Here is a 22118-nt window from a genome sequence, read left to right as displayed (position 1 = left end):
TCCGAAATCTAAAATCGTAATCTAAAATCCAAAATCCAAAATCCAAAATTGTTATGACAACCCAAGCACCCACGATTTTTTCACTTCAAGCTCCCAAAGATATTTCGCTTAACGACATTGAGGGCGAACTAAATAAAATTTGGCAAAGTTACGGTATCGGCGGGGAAGATGGAGCGCTTCCAGCTGCTACAAGAGCTACTACATTTACTTTAGTAGTTTACGAACCAGAACAAACTCAATATTTGTTGGCTGCTTTAGGATATTACAGCGGCCCAATTGATGGTATCCTGGGGCCGCAAACCGTATCGGCATTGCGAGACGCACAGAAAGCTCTTGGTTTGGAACGAACTGGTAAAACGAGTCAGGAAGTTTTAGCCAGACTGCGGGAAGAACTTGCTAAACTTCATGGCGGTGGTGAAGCCACAGATAATAATGGTGTTAGTGCTGCCGAGTTCAGCCCAGATGCAGCGAGCGCCAGAATTGCTGACGAAATCGCTTTGCGTAACCCCTGCCGTATTATTAGTTTGATACCCACAGTTGGTGAAGATGAAGGCGTGAAGGCACAAGTTTCAGCTTATTGTCCGATTCAAAAACAATCATCATCTTCGCTGGTTTGTTGCGAATACATCACTTTAACCGGAACTGCCACAGCTTTAGAACGTATTGGTGGTATGATTCCGGAATTATTAATTGGTGGTTTACCCAAATTTATTTGGTGGAAAGCAACACCAGATCCGAACAACGCACTATTCAAGAGACTTTCAACTATATGCGATAACGTTATTGTTGATTCGTGCAACTTTAACGAACCAGAAAACGACTTACTCAGTTTGCAATCATTGATAGAAAATGGCGTACCGCTAGCAGATTTAAACTGGCGGCGTGTAGGAGGATGGCAAGAATTAACGGCAGAAGCTTACGACGCACCAGCCAGACGTAAAGCTTTAACTGAAGTTGATCGAGTAAATATCGACTATGAAAAGGGCAATCCTACTCAAGCATTACTATTTTTAGGTTGGTTAGCAAGTCGTTTAAATTGGCGTGCGGTTTCCTACGAGCAAGAACTTGGCGACTATAATGTTAAACGGTTTAAGTTCATGGCTTCGGATCAACGGGAAATAGAAACTGAATTAGCAGGAGTACCAGTAGCCGATGTTGGCGATATTCCCGGCGATTTAATTGCTATACGTTTAAGCTCCACCAATCCAGACGCAAACTGCGGCACCTTAATTTGTTCCGAAACCGGCGGCTGTATGCGGATGGAAACACACGGTGGTGCCCAATCTGCTGGCGTATTTCAACAAATAACTTCACTTTCCGAGCAAAAAGCCGAAGCTTTGCTTTCTCAACAAGTACAGCGTTGGGGTAAGGAAGCGCTTTTTGAAGAAAGTTTAGCACTTACAACGAAATTGATTAAATTAGCCAACAAGAGTTAGTTGTTAGGAGTTATTGTGTAGAGACGTTGCAGTGCAACGTCTTTTTCTATTTTGATTTGTAGCGATATTAACCGTCTGATTAATGATCTAAAAGCGTTCCGTCGCACATTCTTTTTTCAAGCTTCTGCATATTTCCTAACATCAATTCTTCTAAACTCAAATTAAATTTTGATGCTAGAAAAGTTACAAAATACAATACATCTCCTAACTCACCTTTCATGGATTTAGTTATTTATTCAATTTCAGATTTATCTAATTTTCGATCGTTTCTACAATAACGCTTTAATATTCTTGCGACTTCTCCCGATTCTTCACAAAGCCCTAATCCCAATATAGGCAATTCATTTTTGAAGTTTTGAGCAATTTCAATAGTCCAGTTTTGATAATAATTAGTGTTCATAATTTTCGATTAACAATACTGAATACTTCAACGTAATTAATAAAGAATAGGTTCTTACTTTTGGTAATTAGTCAATATATTCACTTACGAATATATTATGTTTAGTATTTCATGATTCTAGTTACTAATACAGGTGATTATAGTCACTATAATCCATGACATAAATCACATCGAACTCACACTGTTCCGCTTTTGTTTGGCATAGCATGAGGAATTAAAAATAATTTTTAACGAATAGCAGGCAAAAATACCTGTAAAATTCATAATTCATAACTCCTAATTCCTAACTCATACTTCATGTCTTTGATTATTGCAGGGGAACGCAGCGGGGTAGGCAAAACTACGGTTACGCTCACCCTTTTGTCGTGTTTATCTCGTCGTGGTTTGCAGGTGCAGTCTTTTAAAGTTGGGCCAGATTACATAGATCCAATGTTTCACAAGTACGTTACAGGTCGTGCTTGTCGTAATTTAGACCCCGTTTTAACTTCAGAAAATTATGTAAAAGAATGCTTTGATCGATACTCTAATTTAAGTGAATATACTTTAATTGAAGGAGTAATGGGTTTATTTGATGGTGTTTCACAAAATAAAGAAGAAACCTCACCCCTGCCCCTCTCCTTGGTAAGGAGAGGGATTGAGGAGAAAGATAATCCCCATTTAGTAGAAGAAATTAATAATTTTGCAAGTACGGCTCATATTGCGAAGCTATTAAATTTACCAGTATTACTAGTAATTGATTGCAGTCGCTTATCTGGTTCAGTTGCTGCAATCGTTCACGGTTATCGCTCGTTTGACAAAGACATTCAAATTGCCGGAGTAATATTAAACCGTGTCGGGAGCGATCGCCATTTATCTCTGCTCAAAAATGCCCTAGAACCTTTGCAAATTCCCATCTTAGGTGTTTTGAAGCGGCAAGATGATATAGCAATTCGCGATCGCCATTTAGGTTTAGTACCAACAGCAGAGCTTCCCGAATTAAACCAAGTAATAGATAAACTCGTAAATCTCGGCGAAACTTGCTTTGACTGGGAAAATTTATTACCGCTCTTACGAAGCACAGAAATTTCTCCCCCTTCTACCCCCTCTACCCCCTCTCCCCCCTCTCCCCTAAAAATCGCTGTAGCTTATGATAAAGCTTTCAATTTCTACTACCAAGACAATTTAGATATATTGCAAAATTTGGGTGCAGAATTAGTTTTTTGGAGTCCTTTGGAAGACACAGAATTACCCGAAGATATCGAGGGAATGTATTTCGGGGGTGGTTTTCCAGAAGTGTTTGCCGAAGAATTGGCAGAAAATACTAGCGCCAGGGATTTAGTTAAAGCAGCAATTTTTTCAGGAATACCAACAATCGCTGAATGTGGTGGTTTGATGTATCTATGCGAGCAATTGATAGATATGAGCGGTAAATCCTGGGAAATGGTGGGTATTTTGCCAACAACAGCAGTAATGGATAAGCGTTTAACTTTGGGTTATCGTCGCGCTGTGGCTTTACAAGATAGTTTATTAATAGATGCAGGAAAAACAATTTACGGACATGAATTTCATCGTTCCCGGTTAATAGTTGATTCTCATAAACCTTTATTTCAAACTTATAGATTTGATTGCAATGAATTTATGGGGAAAGAAGGATGGGTATCACCGTTTAATGTTCACGCTTCTTATATTCATATGCATTGGGGAAATAGTATCGAAATTCCGCAAAGATTCTTAGAAGTTTGTAGTAAGGGCTTTAGCCCTTCTTCTCGCACAACAAGAAAGGATTAAAGTCGGCACGTAGAACCTATAAATATTCATCATAAGCGGATATAACCCTATCTTCTAATTCCTCAGCCAACCTTTGCATTATACTTGTCAAACTCGGATAAAGTGGCTTTTGCTGCTCAACTACATCTTGAGGTATGTCATTACAATAAATTGGTCCAGTTTCAGATTTATCTTTAGTTCCAACAATGAAATATCCGCAATCCTCCACCACAAAAATAGGAAATAAATGAAAATCACCTTTCCACTCTTTAGATTCGCTGATTGATTCTTCTAATGAGAAGAAAGTTGCTAAATCCCAAGCATTAGGGTGAGGAATAAAAGGATTTACTCCTCCATTTCTCCATTCATAAAGTTCATAGATTTCTTCTGGTAGATAAAACGGAAGTTGTTGAACTTTTGCTTCGATTGCTTCACGGCTTAAACCTTGTGTCATTTTAGCCGGATGATTGGGCATATTTAGCATCATCCAATTGAAGATAAATTCTAGAGTTTCAGTTAAAGCAGACATTTTCTTTACTTAATCCCATTCACATCATTATTCAACTGACGAATTATTCGAGATAGTTCGCGAATTATATTGATTGCTATTTCAGGAGTTTCTTCAATAGCATCATCAAGTTGTTCTTGAGTTAATTCCAAACATTCACAAGCATCTATTGTAGTAGCAGAAGCCGAACGCGGTTGAGTATCAAATACCGCCATTTCACCAAAATATTTTCCTTGTGGAATAACAGTAAGTGTTCTGTTATTCATATGAATTTTGACTTTTCCCGAAACAACAATATATAGAGATTGTCCTTGCTCTCCCTGTCGAAAAATACTGCAATTTGGCGGGAACCAAAGTTCGTTCATGGCAGAAGCCAATTGAACAATAAAATCATCCCGTAATTCTTTAAATATGGGAACTTGACGTACAAATAATAAACGATCGACGCTGGTTAACATGGAAATAATAGTTAGGAATTAGGAGTTAAGAGTTAAGAGTTAAGAGTTAGGAGTTAGTAATTATATAATTAATTGCTTTTACTTGTATTCCTAGCTTATTTATATAGTTAAACAAATAAAAATTATTATAGTCTATGAAAACTGATATATTGCACCATTATCGTTAAGCCCAAAATCCCGCCTTGAAATCAATTTCAAGGCTCATATACAAAGTGCGTTAAAACGCACTAAAATCCCACCTTAGTCGTCTTTAGACGACTTTGTTTTTGAGCCTGGGAATTTATTCCAAGGTGGTTGTTGATAATGGTGCAAAATGAGACTGAAAATTGCATTTTTAGGTAGTTGTGAAAGAAAATGAATCATTTTTAGTCAATTAAAGTTGATCCTCTCTGTCTACTAACAACTAAAAATTATCCACTATCAACTAGTTCTCAATTTTATATTTTTCGATAAATTCATTAACTTGAGCTATGACAAGAGGATGAGAATCTTTTTTTAACTGGGGTATAGCTTTTATAAATAAACGGGGGGATGCAATACTTAAATATGCAACGGCTGCTTCTCTTACGAAACCACAAGGATGACGTAAACTTCCTTCTATTTGTATGGGGTTAAGTTTGATACGAGCAACTTGAGCAAAGTGAATGCAGCAAGCCCAACACCAATCAGAAAGCGAATTTTCTAATTCTAGTAACTTTCGAGTTCGATCGTTTACTGCCATTTGCTCGTATTGCGTATATCCTGTTTCTACAAGCTTTTGCAATTTTTCGGTGGCTGCTATTTTATCAAAAATACTCAGTAAAATACTTTTAGAAGGTAAGTTGATAGTATGCTGTAGAATCTCTATACCTCTTGCTACAGTTACTCGCGATTCGGAATTGAGGTTAAATACCGCAGCGTTAATTTTGTCTAAGGGATAAAGTAATTTTAAAAGCAAAAATAACCGTTCTTTAATATCAATTTCTAGCTCTGAAATAGCTTTCTGAACTAGCCGACATAAAGCTACAACCTTTTTTTTAGAGTGAAAGTTTTGTAGGGTTTCTCCTGTTTTAAACTCTATATAAGCTGCGTATACTTCACCTTGAAATTTAAAGTCTACAGAGGCAGCGTATATTTGACCTAATAATATTAATTCTCCTTCTATTAATGCTTGTACTCTGGTTTCATAACACCTATCTACTAAAGCTGATATTCCAAGTTGCCGATCTCTTTTGAGTAAAACACGGAGTACATGAGATTTGATTTTACCTTTAGATGTTTCTAAATGGTGCCATAAGGTATCGCTTGCTTCTAAAGTCTCAATTTGACTCATTGTTCGCAAAGCATATACCCGCGCTATTTCCGACTGGTAAAAGTCATGTACTAAGGCTGAGAGCATTGGTAAAACTTCATTCCCTAGTTTGACTAAACTTTTCATTACTGTTAGTCTGGTGGGTTTATAGTAAAGCCCTTTTATTAATGCTGAATAATGCTCTTCTAAATGGTTTGCAGCAATCATTTCTAAAACTGCATTGCGTACCTTTAAAGATTCATCTTCTAATAATGAAGGAATATAAATTCGTAAAGATTGTAAGTAAGATGCTTCTGCTAAAGATTTAACTCCCGATACTCGTATTTCTTCTTCAGGGTTAGTCAGCATCCACTGTAGAGTTTTGGTTGCTGCCACTTTTTGCTTTGTTGTCCCTTGAGTTAATAATAATGCCGCAGCTGTACCTCGAATTACAGAATTGTGTTCGGAATCTAGGTATTCTTCTAATTGGTTTAAATTTGGAGAAACTTCTGCAAGGAAAACGTAACGTAGTGCTAAAGCAAATATATTCGGATTGGCTTTGGAAAGAGAGTTTTCTAATAAGCTACGTATTTGAGGCAAATAAGCCGGATTTACATCATATTCAAGCATCACCTGCAAACTTTTATGCTGCAAACCAGGAGTAAGCATTGGTAATTGTGGCGCTAATACTTCTCCTGCTCCTTGAGGATCGATCTGCGATAAAAGTTCTATGCAAGAATGTTTATCATCTTCGTTTCCTTTTTCTTGTAAAGCCTTTATTACAGCCCGCTTAAAGTAAGGTAAATCAACATTTGTAACGCTTAACTGTCCGTTTTCCGCGCTCAAAACTAACAAATCCACGTACTGCGATCGCAATGCCCAAATTACTCCTACACAGATAATAGCGACTATTGCTGTTTCTATAATTAGGACTAAGTTATGCCAGTCAACTGGTATAAAATGGGTTGTAATCCATTGAGTAATTAAAATAATAAATCCAGCAAAACCAGCCGCAGCAGCTTCTGCAAAGCCTCCCGATAATGTTTGTACGCGGCTTCTAACTCTTTCCGGTATCGGTTGGAACAGCAAAGTCGCAGTATTTGCGACAAAGGTATAACGCACAAGTTCATCTAAAAACTTAATCAACGTTAAACCGCATAGCAGTAATAAACCAGGTATTTTTAAACCAAACGTTATTGACAAAGAAGATAATACAGCCAGCACTGTTAATAAAGCACCTACGCCAACAGGTAAAATTGCGGTAGTAAAAAATATTCCCAAACGTTCAATTGCACGACTAGAAACAAATAATTGCGTTGCAAGTTCAAATAGCCCTAATATTCCGCCAAATACACCTAAAAAGCTGGTAATTTCTTTACCTTTAAAAGTAGATTCTAATTGGGAAAAATACTGAAAATCTACTAACAAACCTATTGCTTGTATCAGAAGCCCAAACAAAAATAATCGCAAAGCATAACGTCTTAGAGGGATCGAAAGACGACGAGCGCGGGAAACTTGCGATTTGTTGACTTGGGATTGCGGAAGATCCGAAAAAGCTTGAGGATATTTTTTACTTAAATGTAGAAGAATCCATGTTCCTAAAACAATAACTAAAGCCCCAATTAAAATTATTTTATCCAACTTAAGAAATCGTACTAAAGTTGGTAAGCTAAAGCCCCCAATTACATCAGCTATTAAAATTCCACTGCTTACTAAAGGATAAGTACGCTTAATTTCCTGGATGTTAAATAACTGATTTGCTGCAATAGAAGTATTAAGCTGATTGATAACGTAAAGCGCATCAACCCAAAGCCTTAATAAAAATACGCTAAATAAAGCTAATTGCGAAGCTTGTAAATTTGTAGATAAAGTAATTTGTAGAATTACAGGCAGTAAAATTAAAGGTATTACCATGCAGGGTAAAGCAGCTACAATTACCCACCGCATAGAAAAAATCTTTTGCAGCCAAGAGTAGAGAAAAACCAACGCAATTCCAACCACTGCGCTAGCAATATAAATCAGCGGTAGAGTGTTAGCTCCGTATTTATCCAGAAACAAAGCGATGCTGCTATCTTCTACCCATCTCAATCCAACTGAGGTTGTCGCGTAAAAAGCAAACATCAGTAATGTTCGAGGAGCCTCTTCCGATCGAAGATTTACCCACTTAAGTACTCGTATTAAAATGTTTTTATAGGCAGCTTCTAATTCCATGCGGTTTTGTCTGGTGTAGTCACTCCTGCACCATATAATTTTTGATTACGTTAAGTTACTTAGACTTTCATACAGCAGATTTATAGTGAATTGAGGATTACAAAGCATCCCCTGTTAACAAGAAAATCCTAGAAAGAACGAAAGTGCCGAGCAACTGACTATTAGTTTTCCCAATCAGCACCCCAGACTATCGTTTTTTTGGATTAATTTGGATATTAGTTGTGTTTTGAGAAATATGGGAATGGGTAATGGTGCATTCTGATTAGCGCTCGAAAAACAAAAAGAAACAATACCAAATGATTGACTCTGGTATTGCTTCTTTACAGTTTTGATTTATTTACTAAGACTTACGTGTGCTAATTGTTGTATTCCTGCAAACCCTTATATTAAGAGGCTTCGCGTAAGTCCGGTCAAAATTACTTCTTAGGAGAAAGCAACATCATCATGTTTCTTCCTTCTTTCTTTGGATATTGCTGCACTTCGGCTTCAGCTTCTAAATCTGTCGCCATCCGCTTAAGCAAAATTTCTGCTAAATCGGTGTGTTGAATTTCTCTACCCCGGAACATAACCGTGGCTTTCACCTTATCACCGTCTTTGAGAAAACGCTTAGCTTGGTTAACGCGCACGTTGTAATCGTGATCTTCTATCTTGTAGCGCATCTTCACTTCTTTTACATCAGCCGTATGCTGCTTTTTGCGAGCCTCTCGCGCTTTCTTCTCTTGCTCAAACTTGAATTTCCCATAATCCATAATCCGACAAACCGGCGGATCGGCTTTATCGCTAACCAACACTAAATCTAAATCTTTTTCATCCGCTCTAGTTAGTGCGTCTTGGGGAGTCATAATTCCCAACTGGGCACCATCTGTATCGATAACCCGAATTTTCGGGAAGCGAATTCTTTCATTGATTTGAGGCAGGTCGCGACTTCTTCTTTTCTCTATCACAGGCATATATGATTTTTGGGGAAGTTATTGTTAAGAATTTGGTTTTGGGTGTGGAATGAGATATCTCAGACTCAAAAACTAGTGGAACCTGAATTAAGTATCCTTGTATTTCTAGGATAACTAATTCATAAAAATAAAAATGTTGGTACCTATTTATATTCTACTAACTTTGAAGAGGATTTGGCTCTATAAGTTAATAGAGTTACATAATTACAGCAAACATTAATTATTGTAATTTTTTGTGTAAAAACATTAACGCTGCATATATTACGTATATTCACATGATAACACCGTGAGATATAAAATACATATATCTAAAGGCTAAGTCTTATTATCGCTACTCAAATATAAAATCAAATATAAAATTTCAAAAATGATGATTCGTCAGTACTTGGGATGCGACATTAAATAGTTTTTGAGGAGGGATGAGGGAATAGGGAACGGGGGAAAAGACGATAAATGGTTAATAATCGGAGTAAATAAGTGTATTAATACTTATATACTTGACTTGGCTTTTGAATATTTTTTCTGAAGCTGTATTCTTACCAACTACTGAAGAATCAGAATTATTTAGATTTGAGTATCAGATAAGCTCCTATTATCAATCGAATAGAAAAACTATTACAGTCAAGTTCTGGTAGAAATCTATAATAAAAATAAATGCTGTTGTAGAGAATTTTTAATGGTTAACAGCGTAAATTGGCAGCAAAAAGTTGGAAATCAGCGAGATTGGGTTTGGCGAGGTTGGCAAACTCGGTATACGTATATTCGTCCTCAGAATCCAACAGAGAATAATCTTGCAAAATCTTCCCCTTTGATGCTGCTGCATGGATTTGGTGCAAGTATCGGTCATTGGCGACACAATTTAGAAATATTGGGCGATCGCCATACAGTTTACGCTCTGGATATGTTGGGTTTCGGAGCTTCGGAAAAAGCACCAGCGAATTACAGCGTGGATTTATGGGTAGAGCAAGCATATGATTTTTGGAAAACTTTTATTCGTAAACCAGTAATATTAATCGGGAATTCCCTCGGCTCATTGGTTTCGGCTGCCGCAGCTGCAAAATATCCTGAAATGGTTTCATGTGTGGTAATGATAAATTTACCAGACCCAAATTTAGAAAAAGAAGCTATTCCTGCTTTTTTATATCCCTTAGTCGCAACAATCAAAGGTTTTGTCGCAAATCCTTTATTAATCAAATCGGTATTTTACTTGATACGCCGACCTAATATATTGCGGCGCGGTGCAACCTTCGCTTACGGTAGTCCCGAAACAGTTACCGAAGAACTGTTAGACATATTATCAAAACCTACATTAGATAGAGGTGCAGCGAATGCTTTAACTGCTCTTGTCAAATCTCAAAACAACCCAAATTACAGCCCCAACGTCAAAAAAATATTATCAACCATTACAATACCCATGCTTTTGATTTGGGGAGAGAAAGACAAAATCATTCCCTACGCACTTGCTTCCGAATTCGTTCGTCACAACGAAAACATACAGCTACTTAGCTTAGCAAACATCGGACATTGCCCCCACGACGAATGTCCTGAACAAGTAAATCAAGCGATTTTGGATTGGATTGAATCAGTGAGCAGTGAACAGTGAACAGTTAGGAGTTAAGAATTATCTTCCCCTTGTCCTCATCTCTCCTCATTCCCACTTCAAAACTTTCTCTTTCACCACATTTTGGCCACCGCGAGAAACTCTTAATACTTTGTTAGTAAGAACAAAACGTATATTGCCCTTTGTAGCTATGTATCGATTAGCTTTTGCATCGTTTTGATTCCCTAAACTTAATGGAAGATTAACTATTTGATTGCTTTTTCTAGTAACACTTACATAGCTACTAGGATTTTCATTACCACAAATATAAATAAAGAAGTTTTTGGTTTCTGCTTGAGCAAAAGTATTGTTACCTTCAGGACAACCTTTTGCTAAAGATTTACCATTTGCTTGCACGGCAGTTATTACTTTTTCTCTGAGGATAATCCGACCACGTTTAATTATGAACATTTCATAAGGAGTAATGATATACGCTATTTCACCCTTAATAGCAGTATAGGTTTCTCTGGCTTTTCTAGTAATAGGTATTGTTATTTTATTATCTAAATTCTTCGGGATACGAACGTAATATCCTAAAGGATTTTTATCATCTCCCCTACAAATATAAACGTAATATTTTGCAGTATTAAAAGAACGTATAGGTAACAAGTTTGCAGACGGGCAGATTTTATTTATAGCAAGCTGAGTAGAGTTATTCATTACAGAACCAGTATTTTGAGAATCTACTTCTACGTTGTTATTTCCTAATGATGATTTCATATTGAACAACAAAATACTGCTCACCAAAGCTGACTGCAAAGCTTTTCGGCGAGCTAGTTTTCTATTAAAAAATCTCATATTTAATTCATATTTACAGATAATACTTACAAAACAATAAACAGGAAAATCACCGCCATAACATTATCGTGTTTGGCGTGAAATATCGGTGTTATTGCTGATGAACAACTATAAGTATTATCATATGCATAATTATTTAATACAACTACCTTGCAGGTATTTTCATATATTCTTTACTAAAAGAATAATTTAGATAAAATTATTGCGATAATTACGGATTAAGAAACCCAGTTTGTTGAAAAAAGCGGGTTTCTTGGGAAATAAATTTTGAAACTCATCCGCCGATGTTTACAATTTCAACCAATTGAAAATATCGCCAACCGTTAACCGCAATTCTTTGATAAAATCGGGAACGGGCAATAAATCATCAACTTCTCGTAATAATTCTGGTTGCTGTCCTAATGGAAATACTAATATAGAACGTTCGTCGGGGTCGATTAACCAACCTAATTGAGTTCCATATTTAAGACAATGTAAAATATTTCCTGTTACTTTAGTTTGGCTTTGATCTGGAGAAAGAATTTCAATAGTCCAATTGGGTGCAGCTTGAAATACATTGGCAATATCACCGTTTTGATCCAAAGGTATGCGTTCCCAGGTAAATACCGCTACATCTGGTACAATTGAACGTCCGCCGAAAGTGCATCTCAATTCAGGAAAAGCTAGTGCAACTCGTTTTGATTTGGTTATTAAATTAACAGTAGTAACTAATTCACCCTGTAATCTACTGTGTTTTCCTTGTGGCGTAGGTTTTTGAATGATTTGCCCATCAATAAATTCGTTTGCAGGTTTGACTTCTGGTAATTCAAGAAATTCTTCTAAATTTAAAGTTTTGGATTGTATACGTACCATTGCATTAGTCTAGGGAAAGGGAATAGGGAATGGGGAATGGGGAATAGAAAGAAGTTAAATTGATAATTGTTAATTGATTCACTCACACTCTCGTTTCGTAACTTGATGACGATAGCGAAACATTCCGTCTAATTGCGATTTAACTAACCAACCACTGATAAAATCTGCCGATTCACCACCAGGTAACGAAAAAGTAATTTCATCAGTCAATCGAGTTTTACCATTTTCCGATTCAAAGTTATGGTGATGTCGCCAAAACTCAAAAGGGCCAGATATTTGTTCTTCAATAAAAAAGCGATATTCTTCAGTTTCTGTATGACAAGCAACCCAAGTTATAGATAATGGCCCCAAGAATAAGCGAAATTCCGTTTTAGCACCAATACCAAATCCTCCCTCGCGACGAATTACTTGTATTGATTGCCAAGGTGGAATCAATAGTTTAACAACATCAGTCCTTTGGTGAAAATTCCAAACAACTTCTACAGGTGCGTTAATAATTGAGGAGTGTTTAAAATCTAACATTTGTCAGTTAGCAGTTAACAGTTAGCAGTTAGCAGTTATTAATTATCAGTTATTTACTCTTCGTAGTCTGTATCAATTTCAATATCGAGTGTGTCTTGATCAATCCGTATATATAAAATGTTTGGACGACAACATACTTGACAATCTTCAACGTAAGTTTGTTGAAAACCCTGGCTGATATCAATAAAAGTTAAATTTGCTTCGCCGCAGTAAGCGCAGTAATATTCAGCAGTGTTTTGCATAATCAAAGATCAAAGTTTAAAGGTTAAAGGTCATAACTTCCAACTCTTAACTATTTACCATGCCCAATGCCCAATTCCCAATGCCCTAACTCCTAACACCTAACTTTTTACTGCTAACTGGTAACTGATAACTGTTGACTGTTAACTGCTTCATTGAGATGCTTTTGCAGTGTAGACTGTGGCAGCGGCCCTTGCAAGTGATTCCAAGGTAATATTTGCTCTGTTGGCCAGTTTTCGTAAACGTAAAAGTCTAATGGGGGAATTTGCCCTTTTAATTCTTTGAAAGCACGTTTGTAGCTACCTAATGAATCTCCAAAGTTGCGGGTTAGTTGCAAAAGTCGGGATAATCTTCTATCTCCTCTTGACAACAAAGTTTGAATAATCGACCAATTATAGCTTTCCGGACGAAAGTCTATTCCTTGCGGCTTTAACTTTTTCTGCAATAATTTCAATCGTTTTTCTGCTTCTTTATTGACTCCAAACCATTGAAAAGGTGTATGGGCTTTGGGGACAAAAGTACTGCATCCCAACGTTAAACGCAATCCGGGAGCAGCTTTTTTGAGATTCTGCATCATGATTACAGTTGCATCTAAATCCTCTGCTGTTTCACCTGGAATTCCCACCATTCCGTAAAGTTTTAACCCTTTTAATCCGCCTTTTTTCGCGTTTTCTGCGGCTTTGATAATATCTTCCTGCTCAAGCTTTTTATTAATGATTTTTCGTACTTTTTCAGAACCACTTTCCACGGCAATTGTCAAGGATTTGGTTCCTCTTTGAGCCAAAGTTTTAGCTAATTCTTCTGTTACCGTATTAGTTCTCACCGAAGCGATACTTAAACGAACATCTTCGTATTTTGGCTGATTTATATAGTCTAATAAACTCTCAAATTCGGGATGTTGAGTTACCGAAGCGCCCAACAATCCCAAACGATTTGTTACTTGTAAACCTCTTTCAATTGCGGGAATTAAGGAATCATTTAAACTTGCAGTTCTAAAAGGTAAAGTCAGATAGCTTGCCAAACAAAAACGGCACATTTCCGGACAGCTTCTGACAACTTCCACCATGAAAATTTTTTCCCAAGCCGCCTTTTCAGTTACTACCGTTGATGCCGATAAAGTGTTGCCGCGATAGGTTTGCTTGTGAACTTCTGCGGGAATATCCGACGAAATTGGTTTGATAGATTTTATCGCACCATCTGAACTAAGATACTCAACTTCGTACAAACTGGGAACGTAAATTCCCGGTACCCGTGCCAGCGCTTTTAATTTTGTTTCTCTATCTGCGTTTCTAACTTCTTTGTAAGCATTAATAAAATCATTTAAAAGATTTTCGCCATCTCCCAGCAAAACCACATCGAAAAAATCAGCATAAGGTTCGGGATTAGCCGTTAAAACCGGGCCACCACCAAAAACTATGGGATGATTATCTTGGCGATCGCTCGACTTAATCGGAATATCCAAAGATTCCAACGAATTTAAAATATTCACATAATCCAACTCCCACGACATCGAAAAACCCAAAATTTCCGGGTTTCGGGGCAAAGTTTCGCTAATATCGGTAAACAAGCGACTCACCTGTAAATCCGCACGCATAGCCAAAGTAGCCCACACCACCTGATAACCCAAGCTAGTGATTCCCACAGTGTATTCATTGGGAAAAGCAAAAATAACCGGAATAGCGTCGGTATCGGGAGTAGCCCGAGTGAATAAAAGGCGTTCCTTAGCAAATAAATCGGATGTCACAGGCGTTTTCTTTGAGATGTTTTACCATATTTAATTTTAAGATATAGAATTGCCAGGTTAAAAAGTAAAGTGAAAGCATTAGCCAAAATAACCGCGATATCCTGACGCAGAATTCCGTATATCAACCATAAAAAAACACCGATGATAAACGTAATTAACATCGCGTAAGAAACATCATTGGCTGACTTTGTTTGCCAGGTTTTGATCATCTGCGGTAAAAAAGCAGTCGTAGTTAAAGTCGCAGCGAGCAATCCTACAATTAGCATTGGTTGTTTTGAGGATAATGTGCTTTATATTTCTTCATGTTAGTGGATAAATGTATTCAACGCATCAAAAAAGCCCTCACCCTCGAAGAGTGGGGCTACATGAGCAAAACCCACCTGCGTGGGTTGAATGGGTCGTTTTTAAGTGTAAATTGCCTAAATTCTCTGTATCTCTTCCTCTGCGCTCTCTGCGTCTCTGCGGTTTTTTTAATCCGTTTATAGAATAAATCTTTTGTAAGGGAGGCAAATTGCGGTATAGATTTTCTTCCCAGCTTTACTGCACAAAATCATAGAACGTAATGCAAACACCTGCTCGATCTAAAACTACAAATTCTTTACAACCCCAAGGTTTGGCTTCTAATTTGCCATTCGGATGAATTATATCGTCCCCCTTGGCTAGAAATTCTTCATAAAGCTGTTCGATACCTTCAACCCGAATACGAAATGATGTTCCCTCAGCAAGATGCTTGTAGTCATTTTGAACAAGTAAAATTTGTATTTCATCTCGCTCAACTATCGCCATTTTTAGGGGTTTACCTTCTGTATGAGTTGTCGTAAAACCCAATTTTTCGTAAAATTCGATGGCTGTTTCGACATCTTTACCAGCAGGAATTAAGGGACTGAGATTTTTTAGTTTGGGTAAGTTATCCATGATGTTAATTATCAATATAAAGGAATTTAAGTAATGAAATTACCAATTGTACTTATAGGTTCCTCGAATACATCTAAAACTTCGGTAGGAAAGTTATTAGCGCAGCAACTAAATTTACCTTTTATTTCTCTGGGAGAAATCAGTGAGAAATATTATCTGGAAATAGGTTTTAATAAAGTACAACAAGAACAAGCTTGGGAAGAAAACGGCGGTGATGGTTATTATCGCTACATGATGCCATTTGATGCTTATGCGATTGAACGAGCGCTGTCCGAACATCGAGAATCTGTAATAGAATTTGCTGCCGAGCATTCGGTATACGATGATGCTCAATTAGAAAAGGTTGAACAAATTTTACAGCCATTAACCCATGTGATTTTGCTTTTGTATTCTCCCGATATAGAAGAATCATTACGAGTGCTTAAGGAAAGTAATCGTGCTGTTGTGAATGGGATGGATATAAACGAACATTTTGTTAAACATCATTCTAATCATGATTTAGCCAATTATGTTGTTTATACCAAAGATAAAACACCAATTCAAACCTGCGAAGATGTTCTGAGCAAAATTAATCCCAGCGATTCTGATATTATTTTGATTGGTGCGATGAATACGGGTAAAAGCACAATTGGCAAACTCTTATCACAAAAGCTAAATCTTCCCCAAGTTTCTATGGATGAAATTAGATGGGAGTATTACAAAGAAATTGGTTGGGAATCCGATACAGAGAAACAAATACGCGGACAACAAGGATTTGCAGGAGTTTACCGTTATTGGAAGCGATTTGAACTCTATGGAATTGAACGTCTTTTCTCAGAACACAGCAATTGTGTAATTGATTTTGGAGCGGGACATTCTGTATATGAAAACGAAGCCGATTTTGCTCGCGCTAGTGAATTACTCTCTCCCTATAAAAATGTTGTATTACTGTTACCATCACCAGATTTATATGAATCAGTTGAGATTTTGAAACAGCGAAATATGTTCACAATCAACGGTATGGAAATAAACCGTTTTTTCATGACTCACCCTTCAAATCAAAAGTTAGCAAAACAGGTAATTTATACTAAAGGGAAAACACCTGAAGAAATTAAACAAGAAATTCTTTGTTCTTAGTAAGCTATTTATCGCTTTCTTAAGCAATATCTTCGTTTAAGAAGAGGACTAAAGTTCTTACTACGAACCAGCAGAATTCAAACTTGTTTTTCAAATTATAAATTTTTTCTCTGCGCCAAAAACTCATCAAATAGTTCAAAAAATCAATATTATCGAAAAGAACTTCTTGTCTATCTAATTTAATTCAAATTACTTTATGACGACCATTAATTTTCGTAATAACCCTTTGTTGAGCCAGTATATAACTTTATCTGCTTAGCAGAAATTCTGCTTTCAATCAAAAATTGTATTGATTAATAACTGAACAGTCCCGATTAAGCTGTTTTACGATTATTAGCAACTTTATATTCAATTAATGACCGCCGTTTTCCGATTAATTTACGAAATATAAATTCAATTTGACCTATTAATTCAGGAATTTTACCAATCAAGCAGAATATTGCATATAAAATTGCTGATTTATGATTTATTTGACGTTTTTTACGCGAACTAATATAAGTTTTTCCTAACATTAGGAGATAAGCTACTGGTAATATAGCTAAACACCATGCTCCGATTTGCCAGAACATCAGAAGAACTACACTAGGTAATAATAATGTCCAAAACCAGATACTCAGACATTGCTTAACACGATATAGTTCTGTACTCAAACCATGTAACCATGCTTCTTCTGCATAGGCAAAACCACCTCTGCGACAGCGTTGCCACCATTGGCTAAAATATTGCATTTGCACATCATGAAGCGAAGTATCGACATCAAGACGTATAATTTTACCTTTTTGCTCCCGAAGACGATAGCATAATTCTGGCTCTTCCCCTGCAATCAAAGTTGAATTAAAACCACCTACTTCCAAAAAACTAGAAATTCGCATCATTGCTTCCGGACCACATTCTTTAACTTCACCAATAGGAGTAGTCCATTCCAATTCAGAAAGTTGATTATATAGGGATTTTTCAGGAAATTCTTCACGTCTTCTGCCACAAACTACCACCACATCTGAATGATTGATTAATACTTGAGAAGCAGTTTCTAGCCAACCATCAACGAGAATAGCATCACCGTCTAAAAATTGCACAAATTTTAGACTTGGTTTTAAGGTTAATAAATGCTCTAATCCAGTATTATAAGCACGAGCCGCACTAAAAGAAATAGAAGGATCTAGCTCGATAACTTCAACTCCTAAATTTTGGGCAAAACTAACACTACCATCAGTTGAACCAGAATCAACATATACTAAGCAATCATTTTTATTAATAACAGAATTAAGGGATTTTTCTAAGCGTTCTCCTTCATTACGACCAATCACTACAATACCTATTTGTTCTAGATTATTCGTTCTTGCAGATGCAGTTGAATTTTGTGGAGAGATATCCATTTTTTTATATAAAGCTATAGTACTGTTTGTCTAAAAAACTAAAATCTCAAAAATATTAATATCTTAAATCTTCTAAAGATTGATGATTTAAAAATTGCCTATTACTATAGTTGGTTAAAGATTGTTGAGCAGCTTCCAAAATTTCTATAATTTCTAAGCCAATCAAACCGCTAGTTTGAGGTTTGTCAATTCCTTGAATACATTTTACAAAATGTTCTAATTCTAAACGCAGAGGTTTATTACTATTTATAGAATAATATTCGGTATCTCCATAATGATAAGATAATTGTGAATCGATAGAAGTATGATTAAATTTATCAACTTTAACTCTACGATCGTAAATAATTATTCCTTCTGCTTCAACTGGATCGTAAACTAGCATTTTACGATCGCCAACAATTGTTAATTTTTGAATTTTTTCAGGTTCTAGCCAACTTACACGAATTGTTGCTAATATTTGTTGAGGATACTCTAAGCTTAAAGTTGCGACATCATAATTTTTAGCATTGTTTATATTAATACAAGCTTTACCACTAGCAGTTATAGATAAAGGGCGTAGAGATAAAATGTGTCTCAATATAGAAAGGTCATGAATAGCTAAATCCCAAAGTACATTAACATCAGAACGAAATAATCCTAAATTGCCTCGGACTGAATTTATATAGTGGATTTTGCCCAATTCATTAGTAAGAATTAATTTCGCAATTTTTTGTATTGCTGGAGAATATTCAAAAGTATGTCCTACTAATAAAATCAGCCCTAGCTCATCAACTAATTCAATTAATTTTTGAGATTGAATAGAAGATACTGTTAGTGGTTTTTCAACTAAAATATGTTTGCCTGATTCTAATGCTGATTTGGCTAATTCATAATGACTTATAGCAGGAGTAGCAATAATAATAGCATCTAAATTGCTATCTAATAATTCATCAAACTTTGTTGTTGCCTTAAAAGTAGGATATATTTTACAAATCTCTTCAAGATTAGATGACTTTAAATCACAAATGCTTTCCAGAAATACTGTATTTAATGAAGATAAATTATGAATAATTTTTTGTCCCCAATAACCACAGCCAACTACACCTATTTTAATAGGTAAACTGGTTTGCACGTGTTGATTGTAGTTGATATGATTTGCCATATTCTTTAGGCTCTTCAGTACTTGCTATGCTTAAAAAAAATCGCACAAATATTGAAAGCATTGCTATGTATGAGATAATGGTATTTTTTTTATCACCTTTTTTGCTTTTTTATGGTTTCGATGTTCAAACCTACGTTAAAAAGTACTCTGTATGATGTTTAACTAATTATTCGGCATACCAGGTACTGAAGAACTATTTTTTATTCCTTTATTAAAGATTTTTAGACAGAAATAGGACTTACGCACTCGTAACGGAAAACAAGGCTTTGCGATAAACCGCACCTCCGGTGATGAGCCACACCTTCGGTGAATACTATCTTCCTCCGGGAGACGCTACGCTAACGTACAGCGAATAATCACCTAAGCACGTAGTTCGTGCGTAAATCCTCAGAAATAATCTTTGATCTAAAACTTACAGCACTTGGAAGCATCTAAATAAAAAGATTTAGTCAAGTATGTATGAAGCAATTATCAAGCATTAATACAAAAATATTATTCACATATATAACTCACGTCTTAATGCTTCAATTCCTATACTCAAATCAAAACCCCTCTAACTCCGATACAAACAGATTTGATCTCAACCGTTGTAAAAGTTAAGTTTTTGCACACCCTCTCGTAAGTAATGAGGGAATTACGTGGATTTTGCTTAAGCCATACGGGCAGGCTGCGCCAACAATAATCAAACCGGATTCCTATAGCAGTTTTCGGTAGTTACATTAAAGCCTACAAAACTTTACACTGCCCCTGAAACCTTAATAAATGGTCGCACAATACTAAAGCTATCATTGCTTCCACCATCGGAACTGCCCGTGGTAATACGCAAGGGTCATGTCTTCCTTTCGCTGCTAAAACTCCCGATTCACCTGTTTTAGTAACTGTATTTTGTTCTTTTCTAATAGTTGCTGTAGGCTTAAATGCTACGCGAACTATGATATTTTCGCCGTTAGATATCCCGCCTTGAATACCGCCGGAACGATTTGTCACGGTGCGAATATTGCCTTGATCATCGGTGTAAAATTCGTCGTTATGTTCGATTCCGGTAAGCAAAGTACCTGCAAAACCAGAACCAATTTCAAAACCTTTACTTGCGGGAAGAGACATGACACCTTTAGCGATATCGGCTTCTAATTTATCAAAAACTGGCTCACCCAAACCTTTGGGAACTTTACGAGCAACGCATTCCACTACTCCACCAATGGAATTGCCATCTCTACCAACTTGCTCGATTAATTCCACCATTCTTTCGGCACATTCGCTATCGGGGCAGCGGACGATGTTGCTTTCAACTTGTTCTAAAGTAACTGTTTCAGCGTCAACTTCGCCTTCCAAATCCTTGATGCGCTTGACGTAACCGATGATTTCCACACCTGCAACTTGATGAAGGATTTTTTTGGCGATCGCACCTGCTGCAACTCTACCAATTGTCTCTCGTGCCGATGATCTACCACCACCTTGATAGTTACGAATACCGTATTTCGCATCATAAGTAGCGTCAGCATGAGAAGGGCGGTACATTTGCACCATCTCGCTGTAATCTTGGGGACGAGTATCTTTATTTTTAACTAAAATTGATATCGGCGTACCTAAAGTTTTTCCCTGAAACACCCCCGAAAGAATTTCACATTTATCGGCTTCTTTACGAGGTGTAGTAATTTTACTTTGTCCAGGTCGTCTTCTATCTAATTCTACTTGAATTTCCTCGGCTGAAATTTGCAATTGTGGCGGACAGCCATCAATTATTACTCCCACACCACCACCGTGGGATTCGCCGAAAGTAGTAACGCGAAATAAATTACCGAAAGTATTACCCATGATGATGTTACGGAGATTTTAAGTTTACGTATTTTACAGTAAGGTCTTGTTATGGCTTTAAAGACACATACCTAGAATATATTTTTACCTTAACTATTGCTAGGGGTATGGTTTTGGTATTTATGCAGATTTTTTAGATGATTAGCGGTGTAAATATAGTCCGCGTAGGCGGAGTTCGCTTGTGTAGGCGCGGTTGAAACCGCCAGCTTTCCTATAAATTTTTGTAAACTTCGCGATCGTTACGTTTTCCAGCCCGAAAAACATCAACTAACTTGTTTTCATCATCTATCGTATACAAGATTCGGTATTCACCTTGGTCAACTCGATAACCTCCTTCGTAGCCTTTAAGAACACTATAATCTTGTCGAGGATTACCTTGAAGTGAAAGTATTTTTGAAACAACTTGCTTATATTGCTTTGGTTGCAATTTAAGCAAATCTTTTTCGGCAGTCTTAGCAATTCTTAAAGTGTAGCGCTCACTCATGGACACTGCGACGAGCCGCGTCAATCTCTTCTAAAGTCGTAAAACCATCATTTTGCTCAACTGCATCACGAAGTGCGGCAGAGTCCATTGCATCATCCAAAGCTTCCAAGCGTTTCAAATCTTCTAAGCCAATAACTGCTACAACAGACTTGCCGTGACGTTGAATTAATATACGCTCCCCTTTGTACTCGGCACGACTAATAAGAGATTGAAAATTAGCACGAGCTTCAGTTGCACTAACAATAGTCATAATGAATCACTCTAAATAAATAAGGATAAGGAAAACGTAAAATGTACAAAATTAACTAAATATACAAATTGTACATTTTGTATATTTATAATATCATAGCAAGATCGCGAATTTACTATGGGAAAAATACTTTTTAACCACAAAATCCCCAACAAAAAAGCGCCCTCCCCATTAGGGGAAGGCGCTTTATGCAAGCTAAAACTTATTTCAATTTTAACTAAATTATTTAATTTTTAACCGTTGATTGCGGGAGCGCTGATTGCAACAGGAGCGGATTCGCCAGCAG

General features: G+C 36.7%; 22 protein-coding genes. 4 read left to right on the top strand and 18 right to left on the bottom strand.

Annotation, left to right across the window (positions count from 1 at the left end; translation table 11 throughout):
- The first annotated feature begins 53 nt into the window (after window positions 1–53).
- Window positions 54–1436, top strand: coding sequence for a glucose-6-phosphate dehydrogenase assembly protein OpcA (gene opcA / locus ACM03V_RS00110; RefSeq protein WP_414618718.1), 1383 nt, complete (start codon window positions 54–56; stop codon window positions 1434–1436).
- Window positions 1437–1515: 79 nt separating this feature from the next.
- Here opcA and ACM03V_RS00105 read toward each other — a convergent pair whose 3' ends face one another.
- Both ACM03V_RS00105 and ACM03V_RS00100 read right to left on the bottom strand, forming a co-directional pair.
- Window positions 1516–1656 (bottom strand): MazG nucleotide pyrophosphohydrolase domain-containing protein, encoded by a 141-nt coding sequence (locus tag ACM03V_RS00105; RefSeq protein WP_414618717.1) that lies wholly within the window; start codon window positions 1654–1656, stop codon window positions 1516–1518.
- A 12-nt stretch (window positions 1657–1668) separates the two neighbouring features.
- Window positions 1669–1836, bottom strand: coding sequence for a hypothetical protein (locus ACM03V_RS00100; RefSeq protein ID WP_414618716.1), 168 nt, complete (start codon window positions 1834–1836; stop codon window positions 1669–1671).
- 297 nt (window positions 1837–2133) lie between these two features.
- Here ACM03V_RS00100 and ACM03V_RS00095 point away from each other — a divergent pair, with 297 nt between their 5' ends.
- On the top strand, window positions 2134–3603 hold the full coding sequence (locus tag ACM03V_RS00095) for a cobyrinate a,c-diamide synthase (RefSeq protein WP_414618715.1): 1470 nt from the start codon (window positions 2134–2136) through the stop codon (window positions 3601–3603).
- A gap of 16 nt (window positions 3604–3619) precedes the next feature.
- Here the strand turns inward: ACM03V_RS00095 and ACM03V_RS00090 are convergent, their stop codons facing one another.
- The 4 genes from ACM03V_RS00090 to infC all read right to left on the bottom strand — a co-directional run bounded on the left by ACM03V_RS00090 (window position 3620) and on the right by infC (window position 8979).
- A complete protein-coding gene (locus ACM03V_RS00090; RefSeq protein ID WP_414618714.1) occupies window positions 3620–4111 on the bottom strand; it encodes an SMI1/KNR4 family protein in 492 nt (163 codons plus the stop codon).
- A 5-nt stretch (window positions 4112–4116) separates the two neighbouring features.
- Window positions 4117–4548, bottom strand: a complete 432-nt coding sequence (locus ACM03V_RS00085) for a cyclic nucleotide-binding domain-containing protein (RefSeq protein WP_414618713.1) — start codon at window positions 4546–4548, stop codon at window positions 4117–4119.
- 424 nt (window positions 4549–4972) lie between these two features.
- On the bottom strand, window positions 4973–8029 hold the full coding sequence (locus ACM03V_RS00080) for an MFS transporter (RefSeq protein ID WP_414618712.1): 3057 nt from the start codon (window positions 8027–8029) through the stop codon (window positions 4973–4975).
- Window positions 8030–8445: 416 nt separating this feature from the next.
- Window positions 8446–8979 carry a translation initiation factor IF-3 gene (gene infC / locus ACM03V_RS00075; protein ID WP_414618711.1) on the bottom strand — a complete coding sequence of 178 codons (534 nt, stop codon included), beginning with the start codon at window positions 8977–8979 and terminating at the stop codon, window positions 8446–8448.
- 676 nt (window positions 8980–9655) lie between these two features.
- Between infC and ACM03V_RS00070 the strand changes: the two genes are divergently transcribed.
- Window positions 9656–10582 (top strand): alpha/beta fold hydrolase, encoded by a 927-nt coding sequence (locus tag ACM03V_RS00070; RefSeq protein ID WP_414618710.1) that lies wholly within the window; start codon window positions 9656–9658, stop codon window positions 10580–10582.
- A 45-nt stretch (window positions 10583–10627) separates the two neighbouring features.
- On the opposite strand, the gene ACM03V_RS00065 is transcribed toward ACM03V_RS00070, so the two are convergent.
- From ACM03V_RS00065 to ACM03V_RS00035, 7 genes are all read right to left on the bottom strand, one after another.
- The gene (locus tag ACM03V_RS00065) at window positions 10628–11377 is read right to left on the bottom strand and encodes a hypothetical protein (RefSeq protein ID WP_414618709.1); all 750 of its coding nucleotides are present in this window, start codon (window positions 11375–11377) and stop codon (window positions 10628–10630) included.
- A gap of 288 nt (window positions 11378–11665) precedes the next feature.
- On the bottom strand, window positions 11666–12229 hold the full coding sequence (locus ACM03V_RS00060) for a Uma2 family endonuclease (RefSeq protein WP_414618708.1): 564 nt from the start codon (window positions 12227–12229) through the stop codon (window positions 11666–11668).
- A gap of 78 nt (window positions 12230–12307) precedes the next feature.
- Window positions 12308–12751, bottom strand: coding sequence for an SRPBCC family protein (locus tag ACM03V_RS00055; RefSeq protein ID WP_414618707.1), 444 nt, complete (start codon window positions 12749–12751; stop codon window positions 12308–12310).
- A gap of 53 nt (window positions 12752–12804) precedes the next feature.
- Window positions 12805–12993, bottom strand: a complete 189-nt coding sequence (locus ACM03V_RS00050) for a CPXCG motif-containing cysteine-rich protein (RefSeq protein WP_414618706.1) — start codon at window positions 12991–12993, stop codon at window positions 12805–12807.
- A 113-nt stretch (window positions 12994–13106) separates the two neighbouring features.
- Window positions 13107–14735: a B12-binding domain-containing radical SAM protein gene (locus ACM03V_RS00045; RefSeq protein WP_414618705.1), complete on the bottom strand. Its 1629-nt coding sequence runs from the start codon at window positions 14733–14735 to the stop codon at window positions 13107–13109.
- Complete coding sequence (locus ACM03V_RS00040; RefSeq protein WP_414618704.1) at window positions 14732–15001, bottom strand: SemiSWEET transporter; 270 nt, start codon at window positions 14999–15001, stop codon at window positions 14732–14734. The genes ACM03V_RS00045 and ACM03V_RS00040 overlap by 4 nt, the downstream gene beginning before the upstream one ends.
- Before the next feature lie 271 nt (window positions 15002–15272).
- Window positions 15273–15650 (bottom strand): VOC family protein, encoded by a 378-nt coding sequence (locus tag ACM03V_RS00035; protein WP_414618703.1) that lies wholly within the window; start codon window positions 15648–15650, stop codon window positions 15273–15275.
- 33 nt (window positions 15651–15683) lie between these two features.
- On the opposite strand from ACM03V_RS00035, the gene ACM03V_RS00030 reads away from it, so the two are divergent.
- Window positions 15684–16766 (top strand): shikimate kinase, encoded by a 1083-nt coding sequence (locus ACM03V_RS00030; RefSeq protein WP_414618702.1) that lies wholly within the window; start codon window positions 15684–15686, stop codon window positions 16764–16766.
- A gap of 314 nt (window positions 16767–17080) precedes the next feature.
- Here ACM03V_RS00030 and ACM03V_RS00025 read toward each other — a convergent pair whose 3' ends face one another.
- The 5 genes from ACM03V_RS00025 to ACM03V_RS00005 all read right to left on the bottom strand — a co-directional run bounded on the left by ACM03V_RS00025 (window position 17081) and on the right by ACM03V_RS00005 (window position 21832).
- Entirely contained in the window at window positions 17081–18142 is a 1062-nt protein-coding gene (locus ACM03V_RS00025) for a glycosyltransferase family 2 protein (RefSeq protein WP_414618701.1), read from the bottom strand.
- Window positions 18143–18197: 55 nt separating this feature from the next.
- Window positions 18198–19283 carry a Gfo/Idh/MocA family protein gene (locus ACM03V_RS00020; protein ID WP_414618700.1) on the bottom strand — a complete coding sequence of 362 codons (1086 nt, stop codon included), beginning with the start codon at window positions 19281–19283 and terminating at the stop codon, window positions 18198–18200.
- 726 nt (window positions 19284–20009) lie between these two features.
- Window positions 20010–21098 carry a chorismate synthase gene (gene aroC, locus ACM03V_RS00015; RefSeq protein ID WP_414618699.1) on the bottom strand — a complete coding sequence of 363 codons (1089 nt, stop codon included), beginning with the start codon at window positions 21096–21098 and terminating at the stop codon, window positions 20010–20012.
- Between the two features lie 211 nt (window positions 21099–21309).
- Entirely contained in the window at window positions 21310–21582 is a 273-nt protein-coding gene (locus ACM03V_RS00010) for a type II toxin-antitoxin system RelE family toxin (protein ID WP_414618698.1), read from the bottom strand.
- The gene (locus ACM03V_RS00005) at window positions 21575–21832 is read right to left on the bottom strand and encodes a type II toxin-antitoxin system Phd/YefM family antitoxin (RefSeq protein WP_414618697.1); all 258 of its coding nucleotides are present in this window, start codon (window positions 21830–21832) and stop codon (window positions 21575–21577) included. The genes ACM03V_RS00010 and ACM03V_RS00005 overlap by 8 nt, the downstream gene beginning before the upstream one ends.
- Window positions 21833–22118 lie beyond the last annotated feature (286 nt).

This window comes from Calothrix sp. CCY 0018 (genome assembly GCF_963920925.1).
Classification (GTDB): Bacteria; Cyanobacteriota; Cyanobacteriia; order Cyanobacteriales; family Nostocaceae; genus Rivularia.
This window is presented reverse-complemented; position numbering and strand designations above follow the sequence as displayed.

Bases quoted from the DNA above. Each gene is read 5' to 3' on its own strand.
- ACM03V_RS00085 (WP_414618713.1), bottom strand. From the start codon at position 4,548: ATGTTAACCAGCGTCGATCGTTTATTATTTGTACGTCAAGTTCCCATA.
- infC (WP_414618711.1), bottom strand. From the start codon at position 8,979: ATGCCTGTGATAGAGAAAAGAAGAAGTCGCGACCTGCCTCAAATCAAT.
- ACM03V_RS00005 (WP_414618697.1), bottom strand. From the start codon at position 21,832: ATGACTATTGTTAGTGCAACTGAAGCTCGTGCTAATTTTCAATCTCTT.
- ACM03V_RS00090 (WP_414618714.1), bottom strand. From the start codon at position 4,111: ATGTCTGCTTTAACTGAAACTCTAGAATTTATCTTCAATTGGATGATG.
- opcA (WP_414618718.1), top strand. From the start codon at position 54: ATGACAACCCAAGCACCCACGATTTTTTCACTTCAAGCTCCCAAAGAT.
- ACM03V_RS00035 (WP_414618703.1), bottom strand. From the start codon at position 15,650: ATGGATAACTTACCCAAACTAAAAAATCTCAGTCCCTTAATTCCTGCT.
- ACM03V_RS00025 (WP_414618701.1), bottom strand. From the start codon at position 18,142: ATGGATATCTCTCCACAAAATTCAACTGCATCTGCAAGAACGAATAAT.
- ACM03V_RS00050 (WP_414618706.1), bottom strand. From the start codon at position 12,993: ATGCAAAACACTGCTGAATATTACTGCGCTTACTGCGGCGAAGCAAAT.
- aroC (WP_414618699.1), bottom strand. From the start codon at position 21,098: ATGGGTAATACTTTCGGTAATTTATTTCGCGTTACTACTTTCGGCGAA.
- ACM03V_RS00070 (WP_414618710.1), top strand. From the start codon at position 9,656: ATGGTTAACAGCGTAAATTGGCAGCAAAAAGTTGGAAATCAGCGAGAT.
- ACM03V_RS00055 (WP_414618707.1), bottom strand. From the start codon at position 12,751: ATGTTAGATTTTAAACACTCCTCAATTATTAACGCACCTGTAGAAGTT.
- ACM03V_RS00105 (WP_414618717.1), bottom strand. From the start codon at position 1,656: ATGAAAGGTGAGTTAGGAGATGTATTGTATTTTGTAACTTTTCTAGCA.
- ACM03V_RS00010 (WP_414618698.1), bottom strand. From the start codon at position 21,582: ATGAGTGAGCGCTACACTTTAAGAATTGCTAAGACTGCCGAAAAAGAT.
- ACM03V_RS00095 (WP_414618715.1), top strand. From the start codon at position 2,134: ATGTCTTTGATTATTGCAGGGGAACGCAGCGGGGTAGGCAAAACTACG.
- ACM03V_RS00030 (WP_414618702.1), top strand. From the start codon at position 15,684: ATGAAATTACCAATTGTACTTATAGGTTCCTCGAATACATCTAAAACT.
- ACM03V_RS00065 (WP_414618709.1), bottom strand. From the start codon at position 11,377: ATGAGATTTTTTAATAGAAAACTAGCTCGCCGAAAAGCTTTGCAGTCA.
- ACM03V_RS00100 (WP_414618716.1), bottom strand. From the start codon at position 1,836: ATGAACACTAATTATTATCAAAACTGGACTATTGAAATTGCTCAAAAC.
- ACM03V_RS00020 (WP_414618700.1), bottom strand. From the start codon at position 19,283: ATGGCAAATCATATCAACTACAATCAACACGTGCAAACCAGTTTACCT.
- ACM03V_RS00080 (WP_414618712.1), bottom strand. From the start codon at position 8,029: ATGGAATTAGAAGCTGCCTATAAAAACATTTTAATACGAGTACTTAAG.
- ACM03V_RS00040 (WP_414618704.1), bottom strand. From the start codon at position 15,001: ATGCTAATTGTAGGATTGCTCGCTGCGACTTTAACTACGACTGCTTTT.
- ACM03V_RS00060 (WP_414618708.1), bottom strand. From the start codon at position 12,229: ATGGTACGTATACAATCCAAAACTTTAAATTTAGAAGAATTTCTTGAA.